Here is a 25000-nt window from a genome sequence, read left to right as displayed (position 1 = left end):
GCAGATTCAATCCTTTTGTGAATTGACCCATCGTCGAGTTCGTTAATTCTTCCGCTTTAGCCATAGCATCATTCGTAGCAATGACAATAAGGTCTTGTAACATTTCAACATCTTCCGGATCCACTACGGACGGGTCAACGATTACTTCGACAACCTGCTTATCTCCAGATACGATGACTTTTACCATACCGCCACCTGCTGCACCCTCAAGACGTTTTTCACCAAGCTCTTCCTGTGCTACAGCCATTTGTTTTTGCATTTTCTGCATTTGTTTCATCATGCCTTGCATATTTCCCATACCCTTCATGTTTGTTTCCTCCTCTAATTTTTAATCGTCATGGACTTCTATGAAATCTTTACCGAAAATCTTTTCCGCCTCAGTTACAATCGGATCCGCATTTTCCTGTTCTGCTTCCTTTACGAAAGAAAGCATTTCTTCACCAGGCACCCCTTCATCAGAACTTTCCGGCTCTTGTTGTTTAGCGAGCCCATTTTTCCGAATGAAGTCTCCCCTTACACTCAACCAACCTTCTTCAGGCACATACACGACTTCATATGCTTTCCCGGTTCGTGAACGTAAGGCATCTGACAAGCCCGACCGAAGTGACGGATTTTCAGACGCCATGAGGCAATGGATTTCATATTTGAATTTTAACACAAAAGCATTCTCTGATGCTGCGACTGGTTCTGTCTCTTCGAGAAGCGCGGCATGTGACCTTTGCATTGTCTGCATCATCCCCGCCCATTCTTCCCGAATCGTCTGGATGTCTTGTTTTGTCGCAGATTTCAATACTTCGTGAATTTTACCTGTCGGAACTTTGAAGCCTTGCGACGATTTTGACGCATTTTTCCGTGGTTGAGCGGATTGATCTGCAGCCGTCTGCTTATTCATTCCACCACTAGACATCTGCTGTTGCAACTCCATAATTGTGCGCTCAAGATCTGCTACCTTCTGCGTAAGCCCCGGATCAATGGCATGATTGCCTCCACTGACCTGCACGGGGCTGTCAAGATGAATCATTTTCAAAAAGGCAGACTCAATATAGACTTTTGCATGATTGGAGAACCGCATTTCCTGTTGCGTTTTTGCCAGTATGTCAATGAATAAGTACAACGTATCCATTTCAAATCGTTGTGCCATTTCTACAAACCGTTCATCGCCAGGTATGAGTTCGAGTAAATCCTTTAAGCTGGGTGCTGTTCGCAGAAGAAGAAGATCCCGGAAAAACGTGATTAAATCTTCTGCCAGCCTGGAAACATCTTTTCCCTCCGCAATAAGTCGATCAAGCAATGTCAGTACCATGCCAGCGTCTTTACCAAGTAGCGCTTCCGCCAACTGATGGAAAATGTCTTCACCAATTGATCCGGTTACAAGCAGTGCATCTTCAATTGTTATCTTGTCTCCACTAAACGACACAACTTGGTCAAGCATACTGAGTGCATCACGCATTCCTCCAGAAGCCGCCTGCGCAATTACTTTCAAAGCACTTTCATCAGACTCAATACCCGTATCCGCAAGTACCGTCTTCATTCGATTAGTAATATCAGCCGGTGTAATTGGTTTAAAATCGAAGCGCTGACACCTCGAAATAATCGTCAATGGTAGTTTATGCGGTTCCGTGGTTGCTAAGATAAATACGACATGCGATGGCGGTTCCTCAAGAGTTTTCAAAAGCGCATTGAATGCCGAATTTGATAACATATGTACCTCATCGATAATATATACTTTAAAACGAGCATTCGACGGGGCAAACCGTACCTTTTCAATAATGTCTCGCATTTCCTCAACACGTGAGTTCGAAGCTGCATCAAATTCGATGACATCCGTATTCGACCCTTCTGTGATGCTGATACACGTCGGACACTCATTGCACGGTTCTTTTGCTGGACCATTTTCGCAATTTAACGCTTTCGCAAAAACTTTCGCCGCACTTGTCTTTCCTGTACCTCTTGGACCCGAGAAAAGATAAGCATGTGTCGTCTTATTATGAAGGAGGGCGTTCTGAAGTGTCTGTTTCACATGTTGCTGTCCGGACATCTCAGCAAATGATTGAGGCCGATATACGCGGTAAAAAGCTTGATACACCAACAGTTTCCTCTCCTTTTGACGCAATGCGCTAATGTTTCCATTATAGCACAAACGCCTATACGAATCCTTTATTAGCGCAACAAAAAACTCGTCCGCAGAAACGGACGAGTCGAATTGTGAAATTAATGCCGTGCACCTTCCTCCGACAGCCACACATAAGCGTTACTCCTGTCGCCAGCTCGGTCTAGGCGACCCCGCGGCACATGAGAAATTCTACTTAATGCTGCTTCCTTCCGGACCTGACATAGTTCATAGGTTCCCATTGCGCGGGACCCAAACGTCAACACTGCGTGCAAGAGGCAGACCCTACAATACGGACAGCCTCGGGAAGGGATTCAGTCTTGCTAGAGCGGATTGCAAGTTACAGGACACCGCTATCTCCCCACCTAGCACGGCATTTACAAGTATACTCAATCTGCTAGATTAAATCAATTAATATCATGTGAACAAAGTTATTTTTATAAAACTGTTGACACTTCATTTCAAACATGATAAATTATTAATTGTTGATACGGAGGTATACCCAAGCTCGGCTGAAGGGATCGGTCTTGAAAACCGACAGGGGAGTCAAATCCCGCGGGGGTTCGAATCCCTCTACCTCCTCCATTTTTTCAACTAAACATATATGCTTGAAATCGAATTCGTTAGTAGATAACGAATTTTTATTTTGCCTATTATAGTAATTAAACTTTAAGAAGCGGAGCCATTTTACTGGTCCGCTTCTTTTTTTGTTCTGTCTAGGCTCCAGCGCCTAGCCCCTGGGCCCACAGGACGTGGGTCATGTAGCTGTTGCGACAGGATGTCGCGATCCTAAGCTGCCTTCCTCTGTTGCTTCAGTCCTGAAGTTAAAGGCAAAGAGCGCCTTTATCTTCAGGCCCTCCGACGTACAGGACGTACTAGTGCCGACGTTGCCACAGGACGTGGCGAATTTAGTCGACCAGCGCTTTTCGGGTCTACCAAGGCGCTTGCGCTTTTCTCTATTCAATTAACCACAGCACCCGCAATAGACGGTTTGACAGCAATACAACCATAGTACGGGAACGCAACTGCCAATCGCTTTGCCAGTTCGCCCTCGTCACCTTGTTTCACAGCCACGAAAAGAGAAGGACCCGCTCCACTAATTGTCATGCCATACGCACCGTACTCGTGGCAAACTTCACGGATCCGGTCGAACTCAGGAAATAACTTCTTACGGTACGGCTCATGAAAGGCATCCTTTTCCATCATACGCCCCGCCGTTTCCCAATCATCCCGGGCAATCGCTGCTGAAAGTACATTCCCCGCTGCGCTACTACGTATTGCTTCTGAATGTGAGAGTTGGTCTGGCAGAAGTCCCCTAGATGCTTCCGTCAGCAATGCCTCAGGCGGAACAAGTATCACAGCTCCCACTTTTGGTTCTCTTATATGAACGACATCCATTTCCACGCCATCAAAATAAGAAATTGTCACTCCCCCAAGAAGTGCAGCCGAGATATTATCCGCGTGCCCTTCATATTCACTACCTAGAAGCACTTTTTCCTTCGCGGAAAGATTCAATTCAAGAAGTTGGTTTGCAATTTCAATTCCTGCTGCAATTGCCGTTGCACTGCTTCCAAGTCCTTTACCAAGCGGAATATCCGACTGAATGATAAGTCGTGATACAGGTGCAACACGCCTTTTTCGCTCAGCTACATTAGTAATAGTCTTCACAATTAAATTATTTTCACCGGTCGGTAAATCTTCAAAACCATCGTCTTTATACGTAACTTCCCAATCCTCTGACGGCGATACATTCACCGTCATATAAAGATTAAGTGCAAGTCCGATACTATCGAAGCCTGGCCCAAGATTTGCCGTCGATGCAGGTACGACAACGGAAAAATTGGATTCTGCCATTACTTTGCCCCCGCCTTTAACTCACTAAGAAACGCATCAAATTGTTCCCGTGACATCATTGGTTTCTCTTTATTTACTTCAATTGCTGTATCTGGATCTTTTAGACCGTTACCCGTCAATACAGCAACTACAGTTGAACCTTTTTTCAACAAGCCGCTCTCCACTTGTTTTTTAACGCCCGCAATTGAAGCACATGAGCCTGGTTCTGCAAAAACACCTTCAGATGAAGCGATTAAACTATATGCTTCTAAAATCTCTTCATCTGTTACAGCGAGAATTGTTCCATTCGACTCCGCCAAGGCATTGTTCGCCAGTTCCCAACTTGCGGGATTACCGATTCGAATTGCCGTTGCAACCGTTTCGGGATTTTCGAATACGCGATTATAAACAATCGGTGCAGCTCCGTCGGCTTGTACACCAAGAAGAACCGGTAACTCAGTACCCTTCTTATCAGCATATTCTTTGAAACCTTTCCAAGCCGCCGAAATATTACCTGCGTTCCCAACCGGAAGTGCAAAAATATCCGGTACTTTTCCAAGTTGCTCAATCGTTTCAAACGCAATTGTCTTTTGACCTTCAAGGCGATACGGGTTAACCGAGTTCACGAGCGCAACGTCTCCCTCGCCGGCCGCACGCACCATAGCCAATGCTTCGTCAAAGTTGCCTTCGATTTCTACAATTTCTGCGCCATACATTTTCGCCTGAGCCAACTTGCCAAGTGCGATTCGACCTTCCGGAATAACTACAATTGTCCGCATTCCAGCACGAGCACCGTATGCCGCCGCCGCTGCAGACGTATTACCCGTTGATGCACAAATAAGAACTTTTTTTCCTTCTTCTTTCGCTTTTGCGACCGCCATAACCATGCCCCGGTCTTTAAATGAACCAGTTGGATTCGTTCCTTCCGTTTTCACGTAAAGGTTAATGCCCCATTGTTTAGATAAATTTGGCATGTGAATAAGAGGGGTATTCCCTTCCTGCAACGTTAACGCCGGCGTATTTTCTGTCACCGGTAACCATTCTTTATATTCCTCAATTAATCCATTCCATCTTTTCATCATTCTTCCCCCTCTACCCGGTAATGGCTTAGTACGCCGATTACCTTTGGTGTCTCGTTCAATTCATTCACAATATCTAAATGCTGTTGTCTCGAAATTTGATGCGTGATGAAAATCAGGTCCGCGTCAGCCGCCTTTTTATCGGAATGCTGAACAACCGTCGCCAGACTTGCACCGTGCTTGCTATAAATAGACGTTAATTTCGTCAGGACACCTACTTCGTCTCTCACGCGAATTCGGTGGAAATAACGTGCGAACTTATTACTATCACTTTTCACTTTTCGCTCATACTGAGGTGCGTGTAACCTTTTGCCGTTGACACCTAGCAGCAAATTACGGCACGCTGCAATAATATCTCCCGTTACAGACGTGGCAGTCGGCATTGATCCAGCCCCCGGTCCATAGAACATTGTTTCTCCAACTGCATCTCCATAAATATATACGGCATTGAACTCATTGTTCACTGATGCCAAAGGATGCGAATTCGGGAAAAACACAGGCTCTACAGCTACTTCAATACCATCCTCATTCTTCTTAGCTGACCCCGCTAACTTCACCGTATAGCCAAACTGCTCAGCCAGTTCTAGATCGCCTTCTTGGATTTCCTTCATCCCTCTCACAAAAACATCGCCCAGACGGACTTCGGTTGAGAAAGACAATGAAGCCAAAATAACCATTTTGCGCGCTGCATCAATGCCATCAACATCCGCCGATGGATCTGCCTCTGCAAAACCAAGTGCTGTCGCCTCTGCCAATGCATCTTCATAAGACATTTTATCATGTTTCATTTTCGTAAGAATGAAGTTCGTTGTTCCATTCACAATACCTGTCAATGCACGGATACGGTCAGAAGCAAGTCCATCTTCAAGGGTGCGAATTAACGGGATTCCGCCCCCGACGCTTGCTTCGTAAAACAGATCACACTTGTTTTCATCCGCCAGCTTCAATAATCCAGGTCCGAATTCTGCCATAACGTCTTTATTGGCAGTTACGACACCTTTTCCAGCGCGCAGGGAACTTTCAATCGCTTCTTTCGCATCGAAGGTCCCGCCCATCACTTCTACTATTAAATCTATAGACGAGTCTTCAAGCACTTCATACAAATTATCCGTGAATGTTTCCAATGAAAGTGTTGTTTCCCGATTTTTATGTAAATTTTTCACAAGAACTTTTTTAATTTTGACAGGAACGCCAAGTTTATGATGGAGGTCTTCTTGGTGATCTTGCAAGATTTTAGCCACCCCGCTGCCAACAACCCCAAATCCTAATAATCCAATATTAATTTCATTTCTCATTGACGATTCTCCTAACTGTATGTACACTATGAAAAAACAATTGTTCTTTGCATAAAGACATTATAGTGAAATATTCGGATAATAACAACCTTTTTGTGATAAAGTCATAGAATAAATACATTCATCCCATTATATAATAGAAAGGATTTGATGATTGTGAAAGTTTGCAAATTTGGAGGTACTTCAGTAGCGTCTTCCGATCAAATAAAAAAAGTCGCTCAAATCGTAAAAACTGATCCCAGTCGTAAAATCATTGTTGTTTCAGCACCCGGCAAACGGTTTGGCTCAGATGAAAAAGTAACGGATCTACTAATCCAACTTGCTGAAAAAGCCCTTAGGGGGGAAGACACAGAAATTGAATTTAAGGAAGTAGTAGCCCGCTATCAACAGATCGCTGCAGGACTTGGTCTTTCAATGGAGATCGTATCCGTTATCGAAAATGATTTGCATGGACGTCTCGCTAACGATGTAAATGACGCCAATCTCTTCATGGATTACTTAAAAGCATCTGGAGAAGACAACAACGCGAAGCTAATTGCTGCCTACTTCACACACATTGGAATGGATGCACACTATATGTGTCCAAAAGAGGCCGGTCTACTGGTCAATGAACGACCAGAACGGGTACGCGCACTCCCTGAAGGCGATGACCAGCTTGCACAATTACGCGACAAACCAGGTATTATCGTTTTCCCCGGCTTTTTTGGCTACACGACAAACGGAACACTTCGGACATTCAACAGAGGTGGATCGGACATCACAGGATCTCTACTTGCCGCAGCGACAGAAGCCGAGCTGTATGAAAATTTTACAGATGTTGACTCAGTCTTTGCAGCCAACCCGAATGTTGTCGACAATCCGGTCGGCATCGATAAAATGACTTACCGTGAAATGCGGGAACTAGCCTATGCAGGATTCTCCGTCTTTCACGACGAAGCGCTAATGCCCGCATTCCGTCGTTCCATTCCTGTGTGCATTAAAAATACCAATAATCCGGAGGCTCCGGGAACACTTATCGTCAATGAACGAAATTACTTTGCACAGCCGGTCATTGGTATTGCCGCTGATAGTGGATTTTCCACACTGTTTGTAGACAAATATTTAATGAACCAGGAAATTGGTTTCGGAAGAAAGTTATTGCAAATCCTAGAGGAAGAAGAAATTCCATTTGAGCACACGCCTTCCGGTATTGATAACTTGTCTGTCATCATCAGAAGTAAATTTCTCAATGCGGATAAAGAAGCACGGATTGTACGCCGAGCAAAAGAGGAATTGAACGCGGATCACGTCCATATGCATTCTAATTACTCCATGATCGTTCTTGTAGGCGAAGGAATGCGTCATTCTACTGGACTAGCTGCACGTGCCGCCTCTGCCATCGCACGCACTGGTGCTAGTATCCAAATGATCAACCAAGGTTCATCAGAAGTAAGCCTTGTCTTCGGCGTTCATAAAAAAGACGAAACAAAAATCTTAAAAGAACTGTACGCTGAATTTTTTCTAAAATCTGCGGTTCTTTCCAACTAATAAATAATTCCATTGAATTCGCTACGGTGCTCGGGGATTCCTCCCGCCATAAGCCGGATAAGGTATCCATTAACCTCTTGGAATTAACTATATTCTTCGTTGTTCGGTTGGCTACCCCTGTTAAAGCGCCTGCGCTTCATGAGTTTATTTAGGTATCGAATTACTCAATATACATATAGATAAAACAGCACACCATCTCATTAGACGGTGTGCCATTTGTCTTAACATAGTGGCATAAACATACCTGGAAACTGCTTAACAATGCCACCCGCTATCAAATCCGACATTTCTAAAGCTTCCGCTTCGATTTTATCGAACACTTCAATATCAGCCTTATAGTTTTTCTGAAGCATATAAACCGCTTCCTGTTTGGTTAAAGCCAAATGCTTATAAAACATTTTTCTAACTTCTTCTTTGTTTAAATACGGATTGATGCTACTTAAAAGGTCGGCGATATCGTCTGCATTCCTATACCATTGTTTCTCCGCTTCCGCCGCCTTGTTCGCATCCCCTTTTGCAGCTGCCGTTACTAATTCAGCAGCTAGCACTAAATGTTCTTTAATCAGTGCGGCGTATCTATCCGCTATATTATCGCCATAAAAGGGCCGTAAGCAATTCCCCAAATCCGTCGCATTTCTCAAAAGACGCTCTTGGACAGACGGTAAATCCGGCAAGCCGAATACGATGCCCATAATCGTCATCCTCGTCCAGTTGACATGCTCCATCCAAAGAAGCCGGTTCATGCTCATAAAGTCAGCTTTCGCCTTACTTATGCAACATCTGCCATATACATCAGTTTGGTTATTTAAGATATACCTGACGGGCGCCGTATAATGTGAATATGGCCCTTGATAACTCGGCCCGACAGGATAAGAGGGTAATCCGTTCGAATAAGGGTTCACTTCACAATCACTCCTTTAAGCCATAGTTTCATTCAAATAAACAGATAAGGAAATTGCTTAACAATCGTATCCGTAATCATTCTTAACTCCCAAGTCTCCCACAGGTGTAACCATTACATCCTATTCAAAATGGGTAAAACTTGTGAAATAAAAAATGCAGCCCATAATACCGGCTACATTCTTGTAGTTTAGTTTAGTTTAGTTTAGTTCATTTCTTCAAAAGTGAGGTTTGCTTAAGGGAATGCCCGATTTTATCGACAATCGTTTCCACTTCAATAGGATTATTAATAAGATCATAGTCATTAATATCGAAACGTAATACTGGGCACGCATTGAATGAATTAATCCAATTCTCATACCGCCCATGCATCTCTTCCCAGTAAGCAATTGGTGTCTCCTGTTCCATTATACGACCGCGCTCTTTCACACGCGAGATAATCCCGTCAAGCGGCCCCTCCAAGTAGGAAAGTAAATCCGGATGCGGGAAATACGGTGTCATAACCATCGCTTCAAACAGATTGGTATACGTATCATAGTCAACGAGATTCATCGTCCCTTTTTCCATATGCATTTTCGCAAAAATGCCTGTATCTTCATAAATCGAACTGTCTTGGATAAAACCGCCGCCATATTCGAAAATCCGTTTCTGTTCCTTGAAGCGCTCTGCCAGGAAGTAAATCTGTAAGTGGAAGCCCCCCTTCTCAAAGTCCTTGTAAAAAAGATCGAGATACGGATTCTGCTCGACATTTTCAAACGATGTCCTGAAGTGGAGTGCATCCGCAAGCGCCTGCATCATCGTCGACTTGCCAACGCCAACTGTCCCCGCAATTGTAATAACAGCATTTTGCGGGATGCCGTATTTTTCGCGTTAGTTCATTCAATCTTGCTCCTTTTCGTATCGTCGCGTCGACAGTATCTAAAATGAATTGCAGATCCTCTTCACTGTTGACGAAATCAAGATCATCTCCGTTGAACCAAAGAACAGGAATTTCAGGATGTGCCGATTCAAAATACGTGATGAACGTCTCGTAATCTTCCGCAAGTTGCTGCAAATAAACGGGATCCATGTTTTTTTTCAAAATCATGCCCGCGCTGGGAAATACGCTTTACAAGCGTGTCCAAGCTTGCGTGAAGGTAGATAATGACGTTTGAGACAGGCATGTCCTTTCTCTATGATAAATTGAAGTCACTATATATGTTGAATTAAAGAATCCCATTGAATCTGCCGTGGCACTCAATAATAAACGAGGTGTAATTCGGGGTGTGTATTGTAGAACGCTTGCCGCGCCTGCGCTAGGGTATTCAATATCGAGAGAAATGCGATTTTGAGATGTATATGGCGAGAATGTAAGGTGATTACTAGTTGATATAAATTTAATTCGAGAAATTTGCAATACAGATTGCGGGTCTAATCCCTGATTATGAAATGCGATTTCTCAAATAGACCATCCAGCAAAGGCGCGTCTTCGTGGTAGCCGGAGCGATAAGACTGAAAGCGGTCTCCTTACTGGCTTATCGCGGGAGGCATCCACAAAGCGTCGAAGCGGTATTAGTGGGAATCCTAATTCATTCCAAGTACTAGGGCTTTTTCCGTATTTTCCACGAATTAACCGCTTTTCTATCGCAACAAATTTGATGACTCGCGAAAAAAGAAATTTCCCCTACACACCATCAGCATTAGACAAATTAAGCTGTCGAAGGAAATGGATAAGATGAAATTCCTTCCGAAATAAATGGGTATCTCTCATTATTTATCGGAATTTTTAGTTTTAATTAACCCTGAAGTTCCTGTACAGTTAAGAAAAGAAGCTGTCTGGGGGGAATGGGAATGCCGTACAAAGTGATAGCCATAGTGTGTTCAATAGTCGCCATTGCATGTTCAGTTTTGGTTTTAGCCAGCGCCCACTTTATTGATGATTGGGCTGAGGAGGAACTCAGCTTTAGCCATGAAGTATCTGCGACCAGCACGGCAGATCGAGTGGACAGAGTAAGCGACTATCTTGTAAGGTGGCAGTCGAATATGACGAGTAAAGGTTTCACGGACGAGCAAGTGGAAGAAGGGAAGAAGGTTGTCGCGAAGCACCTGGCTGACATCAAGTTGACATCCAAGACAGACGAGTAGGTTTAGGGAAAAGAACAGTTCTCTTTTACCGCATCGTGTAAAGGCCTGTTCGTTGTTTTTGTCGGCTTAAAGATCAAACTGGCCAGTTAGTTGAACAAATAGGGACCTGTCCGCTAATGCGAATAGGTCCCCGTTTTACCCTGCTAATTTTCTTGTCCCCAAAAAGAGAGTCCGTTATATTTTTGGGGATGATTTCATTTTTTCAAAAGTGACGTTTGTTTCAGGGAATGTCCTATTTTCTCAACAATCGTTTCCACTTCTCGCGGATTAGTAAGAAGATCATAATCATTAATATCTAGCCGTAATACAGGGCATGCATTGAACGAATTGATCCAATTCTCATAGCGTCCGTGCATCTCTTCCCAGTATGAAACCGGTGTCTCCTGTTCCATCACGCGACCGCGTTCTTTGACACGTGAAATGATGCCGTCAAGCGGTCCTTCCAAATAAACCAGCAAATCCGGATGCGGAAAATAGGGTGTCATAACCATTGCTTCAAACAGATTCGTGTACGTATCATAATCAACCGGGTTCATCGTCCCTTTTTCCATATGCATTTTCGCAAAAATACCTGTATCTTCATAAATCGAACGGTCTTGGATAAATCCGCCGCCATATTCAAATATACGTTTCTGCTCCTTGAATCGCTCTGCCAAGAAGTAAATTTGTAAATGGAAGCTCCACTTTTCAAAGTCATTGTAAAAAAGATCGAGGTAGGGATTCTGATCGACATTTTCAAATGATGTCCTGAAATTCAGTGCATCCGCAAGTGCCTGCGTCATCGTTGACTTGCCGACCCCCACCGTCCCTGCAATTGTAATGACAGCATTTTGAGGGATGCCGTATTTTTCACGTAAGTTCATTCAATGTAACTCCTTTTCGTATCGTCGCATCGACAGTATCTAAAATGAATTGCAGATCCTCTTCGCTGTTAACGAAATCTAGATCATCTCCGTTGAACCGAAGAACAGGAATTTCAGGATGTGCCGATTCAAAATACGTGATGAACGTCTCGTAATCTTCCGCAAGTTGCTGCAAATAAGCGGGATCCATGTTTTTCTCAAATGCACGTCCTCGCTGTGAAATACGCTTCATAAGTGTGTCTAGGCTCGCGTGTAGGTAAACAATTATATTCGGAACAAGCATGTCCTTCGTCAAAATCTTATAGATTTCCTCGTACTTCACATATTCTGTTGGATCTAATGTACGTTTTGCAAAAATGAGGTTTTTAAAAATATGATAATCAGCAACAACCGGTTTTTGTTCACTCAATATCTCGGTTTTAATATCGCTAAGCTGTTTATATCGATTGCAAAGAAAAAACATTTCGGTTTGGAAACTCCATTCCTCGATGTTGTCATAAAATTTATTTAAAAATGGATTTTCATCCACAATCTCTTTTAGCTGATGGAATTGCTGTGTGTCCGCGATTGCCTTGGAAAGTGACGTTTTTCCAACTCCAATCGGACCTTCGACCGTTATGAACGGAACAGACATCAGAAATCCTCCTTCACGTCGTCATAATATATAGTACTCTTTATTTTATCACACGGTTGAAATGAAAAATAGAGTGTAGCAAATGTTTCACACTCTTCAACATTCAGACTTTTTCCACGTGGAACAATTTTAAGGAACGGTGAAGCAGTGCCCTATATCCGGGATGGATGCAGCTTAATCCTTCCTAGCCGTACCGACTTCTGACCCCGCATCTGGACGCTGTAGTTAGACAACACCTCGATTAAGAAAACATCCTTCATTCACCACTAGATAATGCTACACTATCACCAAGGAGTGATGACTTTGGATACTTTTAATAAAGACCGGCTATATATGCAGATGGCAATTGACGAAGCGATGAAAGCACAGGCTCTTGGCGAAGTACCGATTGGCGCAATCATCGTTCATAAGGATAAAGTAATTGCACGGGCACATAATTTGCGAGAAACCACCCAAAACGCAGTTACCCATGCAGAGTTGTCGGCAATTCAAGATGCATGTCAAGAAATTGGCAGCTGGCGCCTTGAAGATACAACTCTATATGTGACACTAGAGCCATGTCCAATGTGCGCAGGTGCTATTTTACAGTCTAGAATCCCACGTGTTGTCTACGGTGCTCGTGATCCAAAAGGCGGTTGCGTCGACTCACTCTATCGCTTATTGAACGATCCACGATTTAATCATGAATGTGATGTGGTTGAAGGCGTGTCGGCGGATGAATGCGGGGAGATGCTTACGGCATTTTTCAGGGCCATTCGTGAACGGAAAAAGAGTGACCAAAAGCGTAAGCGCATTGATCAAGAGCTTGAATCCTAGACAGGAGAAAAAAGAAAACGTGCAGGACGTCGAATGACGCCTTGCACGTTTTCTTTTTTTAAAGGGTAATAACTTCTTTTCCACCCATATACGGACGAAGAACCTCAGGAATAACGACAGAACCATCTTCCTGCTGATAATTTTCAAGGATTGCCGCCACAGTACGGCCAATTGCTAGCCCGCTACCATTCAATGTGTGAACGTATTCCGGTTTCGCACCCGCTTCTCGGCGGAAACGAATATTTGCACGACGCGCCTGGAAATCTTCGAAGTTTGAACAAGAAGAGATCTCGCGGTACAGGTTTTGTGTTGGAATCCACACTTCTAAATCATACTTCTTCGCAGCTGTGAATCCTAAATCTGCTGTACACATTTTTAGCGCACGGTATGGCAATTTCAATAACTGCAATACCTTTTCAGCGTGACCTGTCAATTTTTCGAGTTCATCATAAGAATCTTCCGGCTTCACGAAACGAACAAGCTCAACTTTGTTGAACTGGTGCTGACGGATTAGACCGCGCGTATCACGGCCAGCTGATCCCGCCTCTGAACGGAAGTTCGTGCTATACGCCGCAAATGCCACCGGTAATTGTGCAACATTCAAGATTTCGTCGCGGTGGAAGTTCGTTACAGGCACTTCAGATGTCGGAATAAGGAAGTAATCCTCTTCGTTGATTAAAAATGCATCTTCCTCAAACTTCGGCAACTGTCCTGTACCCGTTAAGCTTGTGCGATTCACCAAATACGGCGGCAACATTTCTTCGTAGCCGTGTTCCTCAATATGAAGGTCAAGCATGAAGTTAATCAATGCGCGCTCTAGACGAGCTCCCAGTCCGCGGTAAAAAACAAAACGGCTTCCCGTCACTTTTGCAGCACGTTCAAAATCAAGGAGATTTAAATCCGTTCCCACTTCCCAGTGTGGCTTTGGCTCAAATCCAAATTCAGGCTTCTCTCCCCACACACGAATTTCGACATTGTCGTCTTCGCTATCGCCAACAGGAACACTGTCATGCGGGATATTAGGGATGCGCATCATAATATAATTCAATTCTTCCTCAACTGTATGCAGTTCTTCGTCGAGTTTTTTGATGTCTTCCCCAACTTGACGCGTACGTGCAATAACGTCATCTGCATTTTCTTTGTTACGCTTCATTTCAGCGACCTTTTGAGATACTTCGTTACGTTCCGCTTTCAAGGCTTCAACTTTTGCAATCAATTCTCTACGCTTATCATCAAGAGCTTGGAATTTATCGAGCTGAGAAATATCCTCTCCGCGTTTAGATAGCTTCTCTTTCACTTCATCAAAATTTGCACGGACTTTTTTAATATCTAGCATGAATAATTCCTCCTTAATTTTTAGACGATAATGGAAAGTGGACAACAAAGAAAAGCGTAAGGTGCCCCTTAGCTCCGACAAGCGCTGAAAGGCTTGCTAACAAAGGTACTTTTTGCCTTTATCAGCAAGACGGAAGTGACTTGAGGGACTGACACCTGAAGCTGGACAACAAAAAAAGCCCTCGATTCCCTATAAAAGGGACGAGAACTACCCGCGTTGCCACCCAAATTGACCGGACAACCAAGTCCAATCCACTCCATTGAAATAACGGCTCAACTGCCGGCTCAGGCCTACTAAACGTTTCAGCCCGGCTACTCAGGGACGGATTCACAAGTGTTTTTACCGGCTCACACCACCCGCCGGCTCTCTTCAAAAAACGTGCTTGTTACTGCTTCCCATCATCGTCTCATGTTTGAAATTACCCTTACTTTACTACAAGCTGGTTTTTTTGGCAAGTCACTCAAAGAAAAAATGTATCCGCTTTCTTAAGATTACTCTTTAAAGATATGTGCAACTTGTTCAAAATAATTTCTTTCGTGTGGAACAAAGTCGCTGAGACCAATTTCCGCCAATGTTCCATCGAAAATATTGATGCATTTAACTGTCATTACTTCATTAACAAAAAGGTCAATTAGTGCTTGTCGCTCCACGACATGGACACTTTCTACTTCCTCTTGTTGCAATGAAAAATCGCTTGCTGCAAAAATTGAGTCATATAAGAAGACATTCGAAAACTCACGATCAATAAAGGTGGGCAATTTGATAATGTTCTGCACAACACCTTTCGAATGCAGCTTCGTTATATCGACTTCTATGCCTAATTCCTCTTCCACCTCACGAATGCCATCTGCCACAGTTTCTGTTGAGAGAATATGCCCTGCAGCGGTAATGTCAAACAATCCCGGAAAGTCTTTTTTAATAGCGCTTCTTTTTTGAATATAGACAAACTGATCATCGACTAGCCAGCAATGGAAGGTTTCATGCCACAGTCCCTCACAGTGGACCTTGGCTCTATTTTCATTTCTCAAATAGGTATAGTTTTCATCGAAGACCTTTAATTGTTCCATTCTTATCACCCCTATAATTAAGTATACAAAAAAGCGAGGGATTTCTCCCCCACTTTTTTCTTAATTAATTACCAACCGCGTTCTGACATACGCTCTTCCACTTGAAGGGTTCCGATTTCTAACCCTTTCATCGGTTCACCAATGTCTTTAGACAGTTCACCAATCAGTTTATAGTCTTTGAAGTTTTCTGTTGCTTTAACAATTGCACGTGCAAATTTCTCAGGATTTTCGGATTTGAAAATACCTGAACCTACGAATACGCCATCTGCGCCAAGTTCCATCATAAGTGCGGCATCTGCAGGTGTCGCCACGCCGCCCGCTGCATAGTTTGTCACAGGTAGACGTCCGTGTTTTTTGATGGCAAGAAGGATTTCATAAGGTGCACCAAGATTGCGCGCTTCCGTCATTACTTCGTCGTCATTCATATGAACGAGTCTACTCACTTGGGCATTCACCATACGAAGGTGACGTACCGCTTCAACAATATTCCCCGTTCCCGGTTCGCCTTTTGTACGAAGCATTTTAGCCCCTTCACCAAGACGACGCGCTGCTTCTCCAAGATCACGAGCTCCACAAACGAACGGCACACTGTATGCGCTCTTCAGTAAATGGAATTCCTCATCCGCGGGAGTGAGTACTTCACTTTCATCGATATAATCAACACCAAGTGCCTCAAGTACGCGGGCTTCGGAAATATGACCGATACGTGCTTTCGCCATCACCGGAATTGAAACAGCACCTTGTACGTCCGTAATGATTCGTGGATCCGCCATGCGTGCAACACCGCCCGCTTTTCTTATATCAGAAGGGACGCGCTCAAGTGCCATTACTGCAATTGCCCCTGCCGCCTCCGCTATTTTTGCCTGCTCCGCATTAATGACATCCATAATGACGCCGCCGTATTTAAAATTCATGTTACCTTCCCCCTTTTTCTATTGTCTAGAGTCCAGCGCCTAGAGGCTCGGAGGCCCACAGGATGTGATCATTGAAAGCCGTGCCGACTATACGGCAAAGAACGCCGCTTGGGCCTGCCGGATGCAGGTCATGCAGTCGTTGCGACACGATGTCGCGAACTTAGACTGCCTTCCTATATACCCGTCTTATGCCTGTCGCCTCTGAACAGGCGCTTCCCTCTTTTCTTATTGTCTAGAGTCCAGCGCCTAGAGGCTCGGGTCATAAGCCGTGCCGACTATACGGCAAAGAACGCCGTTCCGTCAGCCCGTCTTATGCCTGTCGCCTCTGAACAGGCGCTTCCCTCTTTTCTTATTGTTCAGTATAATAGAATATGACCTTATTGAAACACCCAGTTCCAAACAAGTTGAAGGGGTCAGACGGAGTGGTTGCTGTGGAGATGCTATTAATCAAATTGGAAAAAAGTACAGATACGCCGCTATATGAACAAATGTACAACCAAATACGACGGGATATTACAGATGGAAAATTGCCAGTTGGCATGAAACTTCCATCTAAACGAAAACTTGGTGACTTTCTTGATGTCAGTCAGACGACGGTTGAACTTGCCTATGCACAGCTTGCAGCAGAGGGGTTTATTTCATCGAAACCTCGAAAAGGTTTTTATGTGCAGGCAATTGAAGAACTAGCTTACGCCCAACCGATGCAGCTGTCCGTAAAAAGGCCGGTTGAAAAAATTGAAGATATAACCTTCGACTTTTCACCAGGTAAAATTGATACAGAATCATTTCCTTTTACGCAATGGCGAAAGTACGCAAAAGATGTTATGGACGAGTCTTCCAAGGATCTCCTGCTTCTCGGGCACCCTCACGGTGATTGGGAGCTTCGTCAAGAAATTGCACGCTATTTATATCACTCCCGCGGCGTTGACTGTACGCCGGAGCAAGTCATCATTGGTTCAGGTACAGAACAACTTATGCCGCTTGTCATCCGCATTCTAGGAACGGCAGCGACATATGCAATCGAAGATCCCGGCTACCCACTTACTCATCACGTTTTTTTCCACAACAACCGGGAAGCAATTCCGATTGCAGTCGATGAAGAAGGGATGGATGTAAGGTCTCTACAACACTCAGGTGCGACTGTTGCCTATGTGACTCCCTCTCATCAATTCCCTACCGGCATCGTCCTCTCAGCAGCGCGTAGGACGGCTTTATTGAACTGGGCATCATCAGGTGACGAACATTTTATCATCGAAGACGATTATGACAGCGAATTTCGATATACTGGAAGGCCAATCCCCTCCTTGCAAGGAATGGATAAAGGCGGTAACGTTATTTATTTAAGTACATTTTCAAAATCTTTGATGCCATCGCTACGGATTGCTTATATGGTGCTTCCCCTTATGTTACTAAGTCGTTATGAAAAGGCATTCATTCATTATTCAGCAACAGTACCAAGGCTCGATCAGCATATCCTGGCCCGCTTCATGGCTGATGGTCACTTTTCACGCCATTTAAATAGGATGCGGAAAATATATAAACGTAAACTTCAAGTTCTCACAGAGGCCCTGTCATCCTATGCTCCGCATGTTTCATTTTCAGGCGATGAAGCAGGCATGCACATTATTCTTACCGTCCACACTGAAACAAATGAAAGATCCCTAGCAATAGCAGCAAAGAAGGTAAGTATCCGCGTATACGGCTTAAACGGTTACAGAACAGCTCCCAAAGAAGGGGAACCATCCTTCCTTCTCGGCTTCGGCGGCCTTTCTACAGAGGCCATTAAACAAGCCATCGAGGATCTCATGTATGCATGGTCCATTGAAAAAGGCGAAGAATCCATTTAAGGATTCTTCGCCTTGATGTTTTATTTAAACAAACCTTTTACAAATCCTGTTGCACTACTCCAAATGCTTGCGAAGAAGTCACCGGTTGCGCTCATTGTAAGCGAGAACCAGCCAGCCTTCTCAACCGCATCCTTCGTAACAACATCAGCTCCTGGATTAGTTGAATCAATGAAGCCGTAATCCGTTCCTTCTGTTTTCACGAGATTGACATGACCGACAACTGCACCTTTTTTAATGGGTGCCTGAAGTGCATTGTCCTTCATTTTTGATTCATCAATCACAAGTTCAGGTACATAGAGATCCTTTTCACTCGTTTTCACCATCATACGGATCGGTTCCTTTACCTCTACAGCGACAGTTTTCGCTTTCCCTTTGACAACGTCGAGCGTTTTAGAATCTTTGAACTGATAACCAGCCGGAACAAATTCCACTTCTGAGAATTGACCGAAACCGTAGTCGAACAAAGCACGCGTCGCATCAAATCGTGCTTTGTACGAGCCTACACCTTTCGCATCAACCGCTTTCATAACAACTGCAATGACCCGTTTACCATCGCGTGTTGCCGTCCCGGTGAAGTTGTGCCCTGCAAAGTCAGTCGTACCTGTCTTAAGACCGTCAACGCCTTCGTATTCATAAACAAACCCTGGAAGCATGAAATTCCAGTTGTCCATTTTGATAGCATCAGAAGTACCTTCACGGAATATTTTTGTTTTGACTTTCGTTGTTTCCAAAACTTCCGGATAATCATGTAACAAATGGTAAGCTAGTTTTGCGACAGATTTTGCAGGCATGACGTTTTCGTCTTCTGCACCTGTCCCTTGTGGATGCATTCCTTGAAGGTCGCTATTATTCAAACCCGTGGAATTGACAAATTTATAATCTTTCAAGCCAAGCTCTTTTGCTTTCGCATTCATCAGCTTCAAAAATTCAGTTTCTGTTCCTGCGATTGTTTCAGCAACGGCTATCGTCGCCCCATTTGCAGAATAGATGGCTACTGCTTCATACAATTCACGAATCGTGTATGTACCATCTCTCCGCAGTGGAACATTACTAAGCCGACGGTCTTGTGAAACCGCATATGTATAATCGTTCACTTTATATTCCTGATCCCAGCTTATTTTACCTTCTTCGATTGCCTCGAAAAGGATATATTCAGTCATCATTTTCGTCATACTTGCAATACCTAGTGGCGTATCTGCATTTTCTTCATATAATATTTTTCCACTTTCCGCGTCAATTAAAATTGCACCATCTACATGGAGTCCTAGTGCTGAGTCGGCGTAAACTGGAACCGTCCCGAGTGTCATTATTAGTAGTAGCGGCACTAACAAAAATGCCACCCATCTTCTCATTTCTCGCTTCACCATAATACCTCCATCATTGCTATTTCCCTAAGTCATTTTATCATATTTCGGCTACTCTTTGGGTATTAAACCAAAAAAGCACCTTTCTGCTCATATGGAGACGCAGGAAAGGTGCTGAAGTTCCTTCATTCCGACCTAAAACTCAAGAAACATTAGTTCCTGGGTTAAAGCCTTTTATCAAAGTGAATAGTTCGGAGCTTCTTTTGTAATTTGTACTTGGTGTGGATGACTTTCACGTAATCCTGCGCCCGTCATACGAATGAACTGTGCTTTTTCACGCAGATCTTGCAGATCTTTAGTACCGCAATAGCCCATTCCTGCACGAACACCACCGATTAGCTGATGAATCGTATCAGACAAGGGACCTTTGTAAGGCATACGCCCTTCGATTCCTTCGGGTACAAGTTTTTTTGCATTGTCTTGGAAGTAACGATCTTTAGAACCCTGCTCCATTGCAGCAATCGATCCCATACCACGATAGACTTTGAAACGGCGTCCTTGGAAAATTTCAGTTTCCCCTGGACTTTCCGTTGTTCCTGCAAGAAGACTTCCAAGCATGACAACATGTCCTCCAGCAGCAAGTGCTTTAACAATATCCCCAGAATATTTAATGCCACCATCAGCAATAATCGTTTTGCCTAACTTACGTGCTTCTGAAGCACATTCGTAGATAGCTGTAATCTGCGGAACACCAACACCTGCAACGACACGTGTTGTACAAATTGAACCAGGGCCAATTCCAACTTTGACAACGTCAGCACCCGCTTCAAAGAGCGCACGTGTGCCTTCTGCAGTCGCAATATTGCCCGCGATAATTTCAAGTTCTGGGTACTGCTGTCTGATCTGAGCAACTACGTCTAGAACACCTTTAGAATGCCCGTGCGCCGTGTCAATAACGATAACATCGACTTCCGCTTTCACAAGCTTCTCTACACGTACCATCGTATCAGTAGTAACACCAACAGCAGCACCAACAAGTAGTCTACCTTGTTTATCTTTCGCTGCATTTGGGAACTCGATTACTTTCTCAATATCCTTGATTGTGATCAAACCTTTAAGGATTCCATTTTCATCGACAATTGGAAGCTTCTCGATTTTATACTTTTGCAAAATTTTCTCTGCATCTTCCAATGTTGTGCCTACAGGTGCTGTCACAAGGTTTTCTTTCGTCATAACATCATCGATAACAAGTGAGTAATCTTGAATGAAACGAAGATCACGGTTCGTCAGGATACCGACAAGTTTTAGTTCTTCATTATTATTCACAATTGGAACACCAGAAATGCGGTATTTACTCATCAAATGCTCAGCGTCAAAAACCTGATGCTCAGGTGACAGGAAGAATGGGTTAGTAATTACGCCATTTTCAGAGCGTTTTACCGTAACAACTTGTTCAGCCTGTTCTTCAATACTCATGTTTTTATGGATGACACCAAGGCCACCTTGACGTGCCATGGAAATTGCCATCTTCGACTCAGTAACTGTATCCATTCCTGCACTGATAACCGGAATGTTTAATTTTATCTTACTCGTCAGATTGACAGAGAGCGACACATCTTTAGGTAATACTTCAGAAGGTCCCGGTACAAGCAACACATCATCGAAAGTAAGCCCTTCACGCGTAAATTTTGATTCCCACATTTCAATATACCCCCTATTTAATTTCAATTGAATATTATTAAAAGGTTATCAGCGGCTACAATACCTGTCAAGTCAGTGATAACAAGTAAAAGTATTCCTATTATTCACTGAATAATATCGTTAATGGCATTACTCATTTTAAGTGGTGATGTTTGGGGTGCGAAGCGTTCTACAACATTCCCCTCACGGTCAATCAAAAACTTCGTAAAGTTCCACTTGATGCCCTCTGTAAGCATCCCTTTCTTTTGGGAAGTAAGATATGTGAAAAGTGGTTCGGCTTGGCCGCCCTTGACATCGACTTTTGCAAACATCGGAAAAGTTACGCCGAAATTGATTTCACAAAACTCCATTGTTTTTTCGATGTCATCGAATTCCTGGTTATTGAAATTATCCGATGGAAAACCAAGTACGACAAGACCTTGCTCTTTATGTTCTTCATATAGTTCCTGCAATTCTTTGAACTGGCTAGTAAAGCCACACTTACTTGCTGTATTTACGATAATCAAAGGCTTTCCTTTATAGTCTTCCATTGATTGAATTTCACCGTTTATTTTTTTGACTGAGAATTCATAGACTGTACTCATAGGATTAGCTCCTTTAACTTTAGTTGTCTACAAACAATAGGCTTTATCAAAGATAATTACAAGGATTCGGGATTGAAAGATGGCGTGTGTTGTTTCAGTTTGACCAATCATAACGCATCACGGATCTATTATATAATTGAATTGATTACAGCTAGATTCATTTTTAAATGATAGACATACGTTTCTCTTTTTAATTTCTAATTTCCACTTCATACTCCTACTTACCGCCAAACACGATCTCAAATTGTCATTAAAAATAAACACAAAAAAAGCCACTACCTATAAGGTAATGACCTTTCAATGAGACCGGCGACGTCCTACTCTCGCAGGGGGAAACCCCCAACTACCATCGGCGCTGAAGAGCTTAACTTCCGTGTTCGGGATGGGAACGGGTGTGACCTCTTCGCAATCGTCACCAGACTCTTTGAGCTTGTTCGCTCAAAACTGAATAAAACAGACATTGTGCTACACGAATCAGGGTAATCAAGCCCTTTTCAAAATTGGTTAAGTCCTCGATCGATTAGTATCCGTCAGCTCCACACGTCGCCGTGCTTCCACCCCAGACCTATCAACCTCATCTTCTTTGAGGGATCTTACTTACTTGCGTAATGGGAAATCTCATCTCGAGGGGGGCTTCATGCTTAGATGCTTTCAGCATTTATCCCGTCCATACATAGCTACCCAGCGATGCCTTTGGCAAGACAACTGGTACACCAGAGGTATGTCCATCCCGGTCCTCTCGTACTAAGGACAGCTCCTCTCAAATTTCCTGCGCCCGCGACGGATAGGGACCGAACTGTCTCACGACGTTCTGAACCCAGCTCGCGTACCGCTTTAATGGGCGAACAGCCCAACCCTTGGGACCGACTACAGCCCCAGGATGCGATGAGCCGACATCGAGGTGCCAAACCTCCCCGTCGATGTGGACTCTTGGGGGAGATAAGCCTGTTATCCCCGGGGTAGCTTTTATCCGTTGAGCGATGGCCCTTCCATGCGGAACCACCGGATCACTAAGCCCGTCTTTCGACCCTGCTCGACTTGTAGGTCTCGCAGTCAAGCTCCCTTATGCCTTTGCACTCTACGAATGATGTCCAACCATTCTGAGGGAACCTTTGGGCGCCTCCGTTACTCTTTAGGAGGCGACCGCCCCAGTCAAACTGCCCACCTGACACTGTCTCCCACCCCGATAAGGGGCGCGGGTTAGAATTTCAATACAGCCAGGGTAGTATCCCACCAACGCCTCCACCGAAGCTGGCGCTCCGGCTTCTCAGGCTCCTACCTATCCTGTACAAGCTGTACCAAAATTCAATATCAGGCTGCAGTAAAGCTCCACGGGGTCTTTCCGTCCTGTCGCGGGTAACCTGCATCTTCACAGGTACTATAATTTCACCGAGTCTCTCGTTGAGACAGTGCCCAGATCGTTACACCTTTCGTGCGGGTCGGAACTTACCCGACAAGGAATTTCGCTACCTTAGGACCGTTATAGTTACGGCCGCCGTTTACTGGGGCTTCGGTTCAAAGCTTCGCTTGCGCTAACCTCTCCCCTTAACCTTCCAGCACCGGGCAGGTGTCAGCCCCTATACTTCGCCTTGCGGCTTCGCAGAGACCTGTGTTTTTGCTAAACAGTCGCCTGGGCCTATTCACTGCGGCTTTTCTGGGCTATTCACCCTAAAAAGCACCCCTTCTCCCGAAGTTACGGGGTCATTTTGCCGAGTTCCTTAACGAGAGTTCTCTCGCACACCTTAGGATTCTCTCCTCGCCTACCTGTGTCGGTTTGCGGTACGGGCACCTTACATCTCACTAGAGGCTTTTCTTGGCAGCGTGGAATCAGGAACTTCGGTACTATATTTCCCTCGCCATCACAGCTCCGCCTTAATGGAAACGGGATTTGCCTCGTTTCCGGCCTAACTGCTTGGACGCGCATATCCAACAGCGCGCTTACCCTATCCTTCTGCGTCCCCCCATCGTTCAAACGATGTATAGGTGGTACAGGAATATCAACCTGTTGTCCATCGCCTACGCCTTTCGGCCTCGGCTTAGGTCCCGACTAACCCTGAGCGGACGAGCCTTCCTCAGGAAACCTTAGGCATTCGGTGGAAGGGATTCTCACCCTTCTTTCGCTACTCATACCGGCATTCTCACTTCTAAGCGCTCCACCAGTCCTTCCGGTCTGACTTCAACGCCCTTAGAACGCTCTCCTACCATCGACACCATACGGTGTCAATCCACAGCTTCGGTGATACGTTTAGCCCCGGTACATTTTCGGCGCGGAGTCACTCGACCAGTGAGCTATTACGCACTCTTTAAATGGTGGCTGCTTCTAAGCCAACATCCTGGTTGTCTAAGCAACTCCACATCCTTTTCCACTTAACGTATACTTTGGGACCTTAGCTGGTGGTCTGGGCTGTTTCCCTTTCGACTACGGATCTTATCACTCGCAGTCTGACTCCCAAGAATAAGTATTTGGCATTCGGAGTTTGACTGAATTCGGTAACCCGTTGGGGGCCCCTAGTCCAATCAGTGCTCTACCTCCAATACTCTCATCTTGAGGCTAGCCCTAAAGCTATTTCGGAGAGAACCAGCTATCTCCAGGTTCGATTGGAATTTCTCCGCTACCCACACCTCATCCCCGCACTTTTCAACGTGCGTGGGTTCGGGCCTCCATTCAGTGTTACCTGAACTTCACCCTGGACATGGGTAGATCACCTGGTTTCGGGTCTACGACCTCATACTCATTCGCCCTATTCAGACTCGCTTTCGCTGCGGCTCCGTCTCATCAACTTAACCTCGCATGAAATCGTAACTCGCCGGTTCATTCTACAAAAGGCACGCCATTACCCATTAACGGGCTTTGACTACTTGTAGGCACACGGTTTCAGGATCTATTTCACTCCCCTTCCGGGGTGCTTTTCACCTTTCCCTCACGGTACTGGTTCACTATCGGTCACTAGGGAGTATTTAGCCTTGGGAGATGGTCCTCCCGGATTCCGACGGAATTTCACGTGTTCCGCCGTACTCAGGATACACTCTGGAGAGAATGGACTTTCAACTACGGGGCTTTTACCC

At 44.5% G+C, this 25000-nt stretch carries 19 protein-coding genes, 1 tRNA gene, 2 rRNA genes, 1 other RNA gene and 1 other annotated feature (2 of these 24 only partly in view); of the genes, 4 read left to right on the top strand and 19 right to left on the bottom strand.

Annotation, left to right across the window (positions count from 1 at the left end; genetic code table 11):
- From MKZ26_RS14850 to ffs, 3 genes are all read right to left on the bottom strand, one after another.
- Positions 1-307: the 5' portion of a YbaB/EbfC family nucleoid-associated protein gene (locus tag MKZ26_RS14850; RefSeq protein WP_067213770.1), read on the bottom strand. The gene continues 14 nt to the left of window position 1, outside the view; only the first 307 of its 321 coding nucleotides appear in the window; its start codon is at positions 305-307; its stop codon lies beyond the left edge, outside the window.
- A 21-nt stretch (positions 308-328) separates the two neighbouring features.
- Complete coding sequence (gene dnaX, locus MKZ26_RS14845) at positions 329-2089, bottom strand: DNA polymerase III subunit gamma/tau (RefSeq protein ID WP_187046270.1); 1761 nt, start codon at positions 2087-2089, stop codon at positions 329-331.
- Between the two features lie 128 nt (positions 2090-2217).
- Positions 2218-2484: signal recognition particle sRNA large type (gene ffs, locus MKZ26_RS14840), an RNA gene on the bottom strand.
- A gap of 118 nt (positions 2485-2602) precedes the next feature.
- Between ffs and MKZ26_RS14835 the strand changes: the two genes are divergently transcribed.
- Positions 2603-2695 (top strand) — tRNA-Ser (locus MKZ26_RS14835).
- Positions 2696-3070: 375 nt separating this feature from the next.
- On the opposite strand, the gene thrB is transcribed toward MKZ26_RS14835, so the two are convergent.
- The 3 genes from thrB to MKZ26_RS14820 are packed head-to-tail and all read right to left on the bottom strand — an operon-like array spanning position 3071 to position 6317.
- Positions 3071-3964 carry a homoserine kinase gene (gene thrB / locus MKZ26_RS14830; RefSeq protein WP_340766651.1) on the bottom strand — a complete coding sequence of 298 codons (894 nt, stop codon included), beginning with the start codon at positions 3962-3964 and terminating at the stop codon, positions 3071-3073.
- Positions 3964-5022, bottom strand: a complete 1059-nt coding sequence (gene thrC, locus MKZ26_RS14825; RefSeq protein ID WP_340766650.1) for a threonine synthase — start codon at positions 5020-5022, stop codon at positions 3964-3966. The genes thrB and thrC overlap by 1 nt, the downstream gene beginning before the upstream one ends.
- The gene (locus MKZ26_RS14820) at positions 5022-6317 is read right to left on the bottom strand and encodes a homoserine dehydrogenase (protein ID WP_340766649.1); all 1296 of its coding nucleotides are present in this window, start codon (positions 6315-6317) and stop codon (positions 5022-5024) included. Before MKZ26_RS14820 ends, thrC begins: the two co-directional genes overlap by 1 nt.
- 156 nt (positions 6318-6473) lie before the next feature.
- Between MKZ26_RS14820 and MKZ26_RS14815 the strand changes: the two genes are divergently transcribed.
- On the top strand, positions 6474-7844 hold the full coding sequence (locus MKZ26_RS14815) for an aspartate kinase (protein ID WP_340766648.1): 1371 nt from the start codon (positions 6474-6476) through the stop codon (positions 7842-7844).
- Positions 7845-8065: 221 nt separating this feature from the next.
- Here the strand turns inward: MKZ26_RS14815 and MKZ26_RS14810 are convergent, their stop codons facing one another.
- From MKZ26_RS14810 to MKZ26_RS14790, 5 genes are all read right to left on the bottom strand, one after another.
- On the bottom strand, positions 8066-8746 hold the full coding sequence (locus MKZ26_RS14810) for a hypothetical protein (RefSeq protein ID WP_445683427.1): 681 nt from the start codon (positions 8744-8746) through the stop codon (positions 8066-8068).
- Between the two features lie 208 nt (positions 8747-8954).
- The gene (locus MKZ26_RS14805; RefSeq protein WP_445683426.1) at positions 8955-9542 is read right to left on the bottom strand and encodes a deoxynucleoside kinase; all 588 of its coding nucleotides are present in this window, start codon (positions 9540-9542) and stop codon (positions 8955-8957) included.
- Complete coding sequence (locus MKZ26_RS14800) at positions 9496-9825, bottom strand: deoxynucleoside kinase (protein WP_340766646.1); 330 nt, start codon at positions 9823-9825, stop codon at positions 9496-9498. Before MKZ26_RS14800 ends, MKZ26_RS14805 begins: the two co-directional genes overlap by 47 nt.
- Before the next feature lie 1237 nt (positions 9826-11062).
- Complete coding sequence (locus MKZ26_RS14795; RefSeq protein WP_067213776.1) at positions 11063-11731, bottom strand: deoxynucleoside kinase; 669 nt, start codon at positions 11729-11731, stop codon at positions 11063-11065.
- On the bottom strand, positions 11718-12365 hold the full coding sequence (locus tag MKZ26_RS14790; RefSeq protein WP_067213777.1) for a deoxynucleoside kinase: 648 nt from the start codon (positions 12363-12365) through the stop codon (positions 11718-11720). The genes MKZ26_RS14795 and MKZ26_RS14790 overlap by 14 nt, the downstream gene beginning before the upstream one ends.
- Before the next feature lie 303 nt (positions 12366-12668).
- On the opposite strand from MKZ26_RS14790, the gene tadA reads away from it, so the two are divergent.
- The gene (tadA, locus tag MKZ26_RS14785; RefSeq protein ID WP_340766645.1) at positions 12669-13181 is read left to right on the top strand and encodes a tRNA adenosine(34) deaminase TadA; all 513 of its coding nucleotides are present in this window, start codon (positions 12669-12671) and stop codon (positions 13179-13181) included.
- Between the two features lie 58 nt (positions 13182-13239).
- Here tadA and serS read toward each other — a convergent pair whose 3' ends face one another.
- From serS to pdxS, 3 genes are all read right to left on the bottom strand, one after another.
- On the bottom strand, positions 13240-14517 hold the full coding sequence (serS, locus tag MKZ26_RS14780) for a serine--tRNA ligase (RefSeq protein WP_340766644.1): 1278 nt from the start codon (positions 14515-14517) through the stop codon (positions 13240-13242).
- Positions 14518-14710: 193 nt separating this feature from the next.
- Positions 14711-14928, bottom strand: a binding site (T-box leader).
- A gap of 80 nt (positions 14929-15008) precedes the next feature.
- The gene (locus tag MKZ26_RS14775; RefSeq protein WP_340766643.1) at positions 15009-15584 is read right to left on the bottom strand and encodes an NUDIX hydrolase; all 576 of its coding nucleotides are present in this window, start codon (positions 15582-15584) and stop codon (positions 15009-15011) included.
- Positions 15585-15652: 68 nt separating this feature from the next.
- Positions 15653-16498 (bottom strand): pyridoxal 5'-phosphate synthase lyase subunit PdxS, encoded by an 846-nt coding sequence (gene pdxS, locus MKZ26_RS14770; protein WP_067213781.1) that lies wholly within the window; start codon positions 16496-16498, stop codon positions 15653-15655.
- A gap of 431 nt (positions 16499-16929) precedes the next feature.
- Here pdxS and pdxR point away from each other — a divergent pair, with 431 nt between their 5' ends.
- On the top strand, positions 16930-18345 hold the full coding sequence (pdxR, locus tag MKZ26_RS14765) for a MocR-like pyridoxine biosynthesis transcription factor PdxR (protein WP_340766642.1): 1416 nt from the start codon (positions 16930-16932) through the stop codon (positions 18343-18345).
- Positions 18346-18365: 20 nt separating this feature from the next.
- Here the strand turns inward: pdxR and MKZ26_RS14760 are convergent, their stop codons facing one another.
- The 5 genes from MKZ26_RS14760 to MKZ26_RS14740 form a co-directional block, all read right to left on the bottom strand.
- Entirely contained in the window at positions 18366-19712 is a 1347-nt protein-coding gene (locus MKZ26_RS14760; protein WP_340766641.1) for a serine hydrolase, read from the bottom strand.
- A gap of 174 nt (positions 19713-19886) precedes the next feature.
- Positions 19887-21350 (bottom strand): IMP dehydrogenase, encoded by a 1464-nt coding sequence (gene guaB / locus MKZ26_RS14755; RefSeq protein ID WP_340766640.1) that lies wholly within the window; start codon positions 21348-21350, stop codon positions 19887-19889.
- 104 nt (positions 21351-21454) lie between these two features.
- Positions 21455-21934, bottom strand: a complete 480-nt coding sequence (locus MKZ26_RS14750; RefSeq protein ID WP_187046277.1) for a glutathione peroxidase — start codon at positions 21932-21934, stop codon at positions 21455-21457.
- A gap of 304 nt (positions 21935-22238) precedes the next feature.
- Positions 22239-22354, bottom strand: a 5S ribosomal RNA gene (gene rrf, locus MKZ26_RS14745).
- Positions 22355-22434: 80 nt separating this feature from the next.
- Positions 22435-25000: ribosomal RNA gene (locus tag MKZ26_RS14740) — 23S ribosomal RNA — on the bottom strand; it runs 367 nt beyond the window's last position.

The organism is Sporosarcina sp. FSL K6-6792 (assembly GCF_038004885.1).
GTDB lineage: Bacteria > Bacillota > Bacilli > Bacillales_A > Planococcaceae > Sporosarcina > Sporosarcina psychrophila.
The sequence above is the reverse complement of the archived record's forward strand: the minus strand, read 5'-3'. Positions and strand labels throughout refer to the sequence as shown.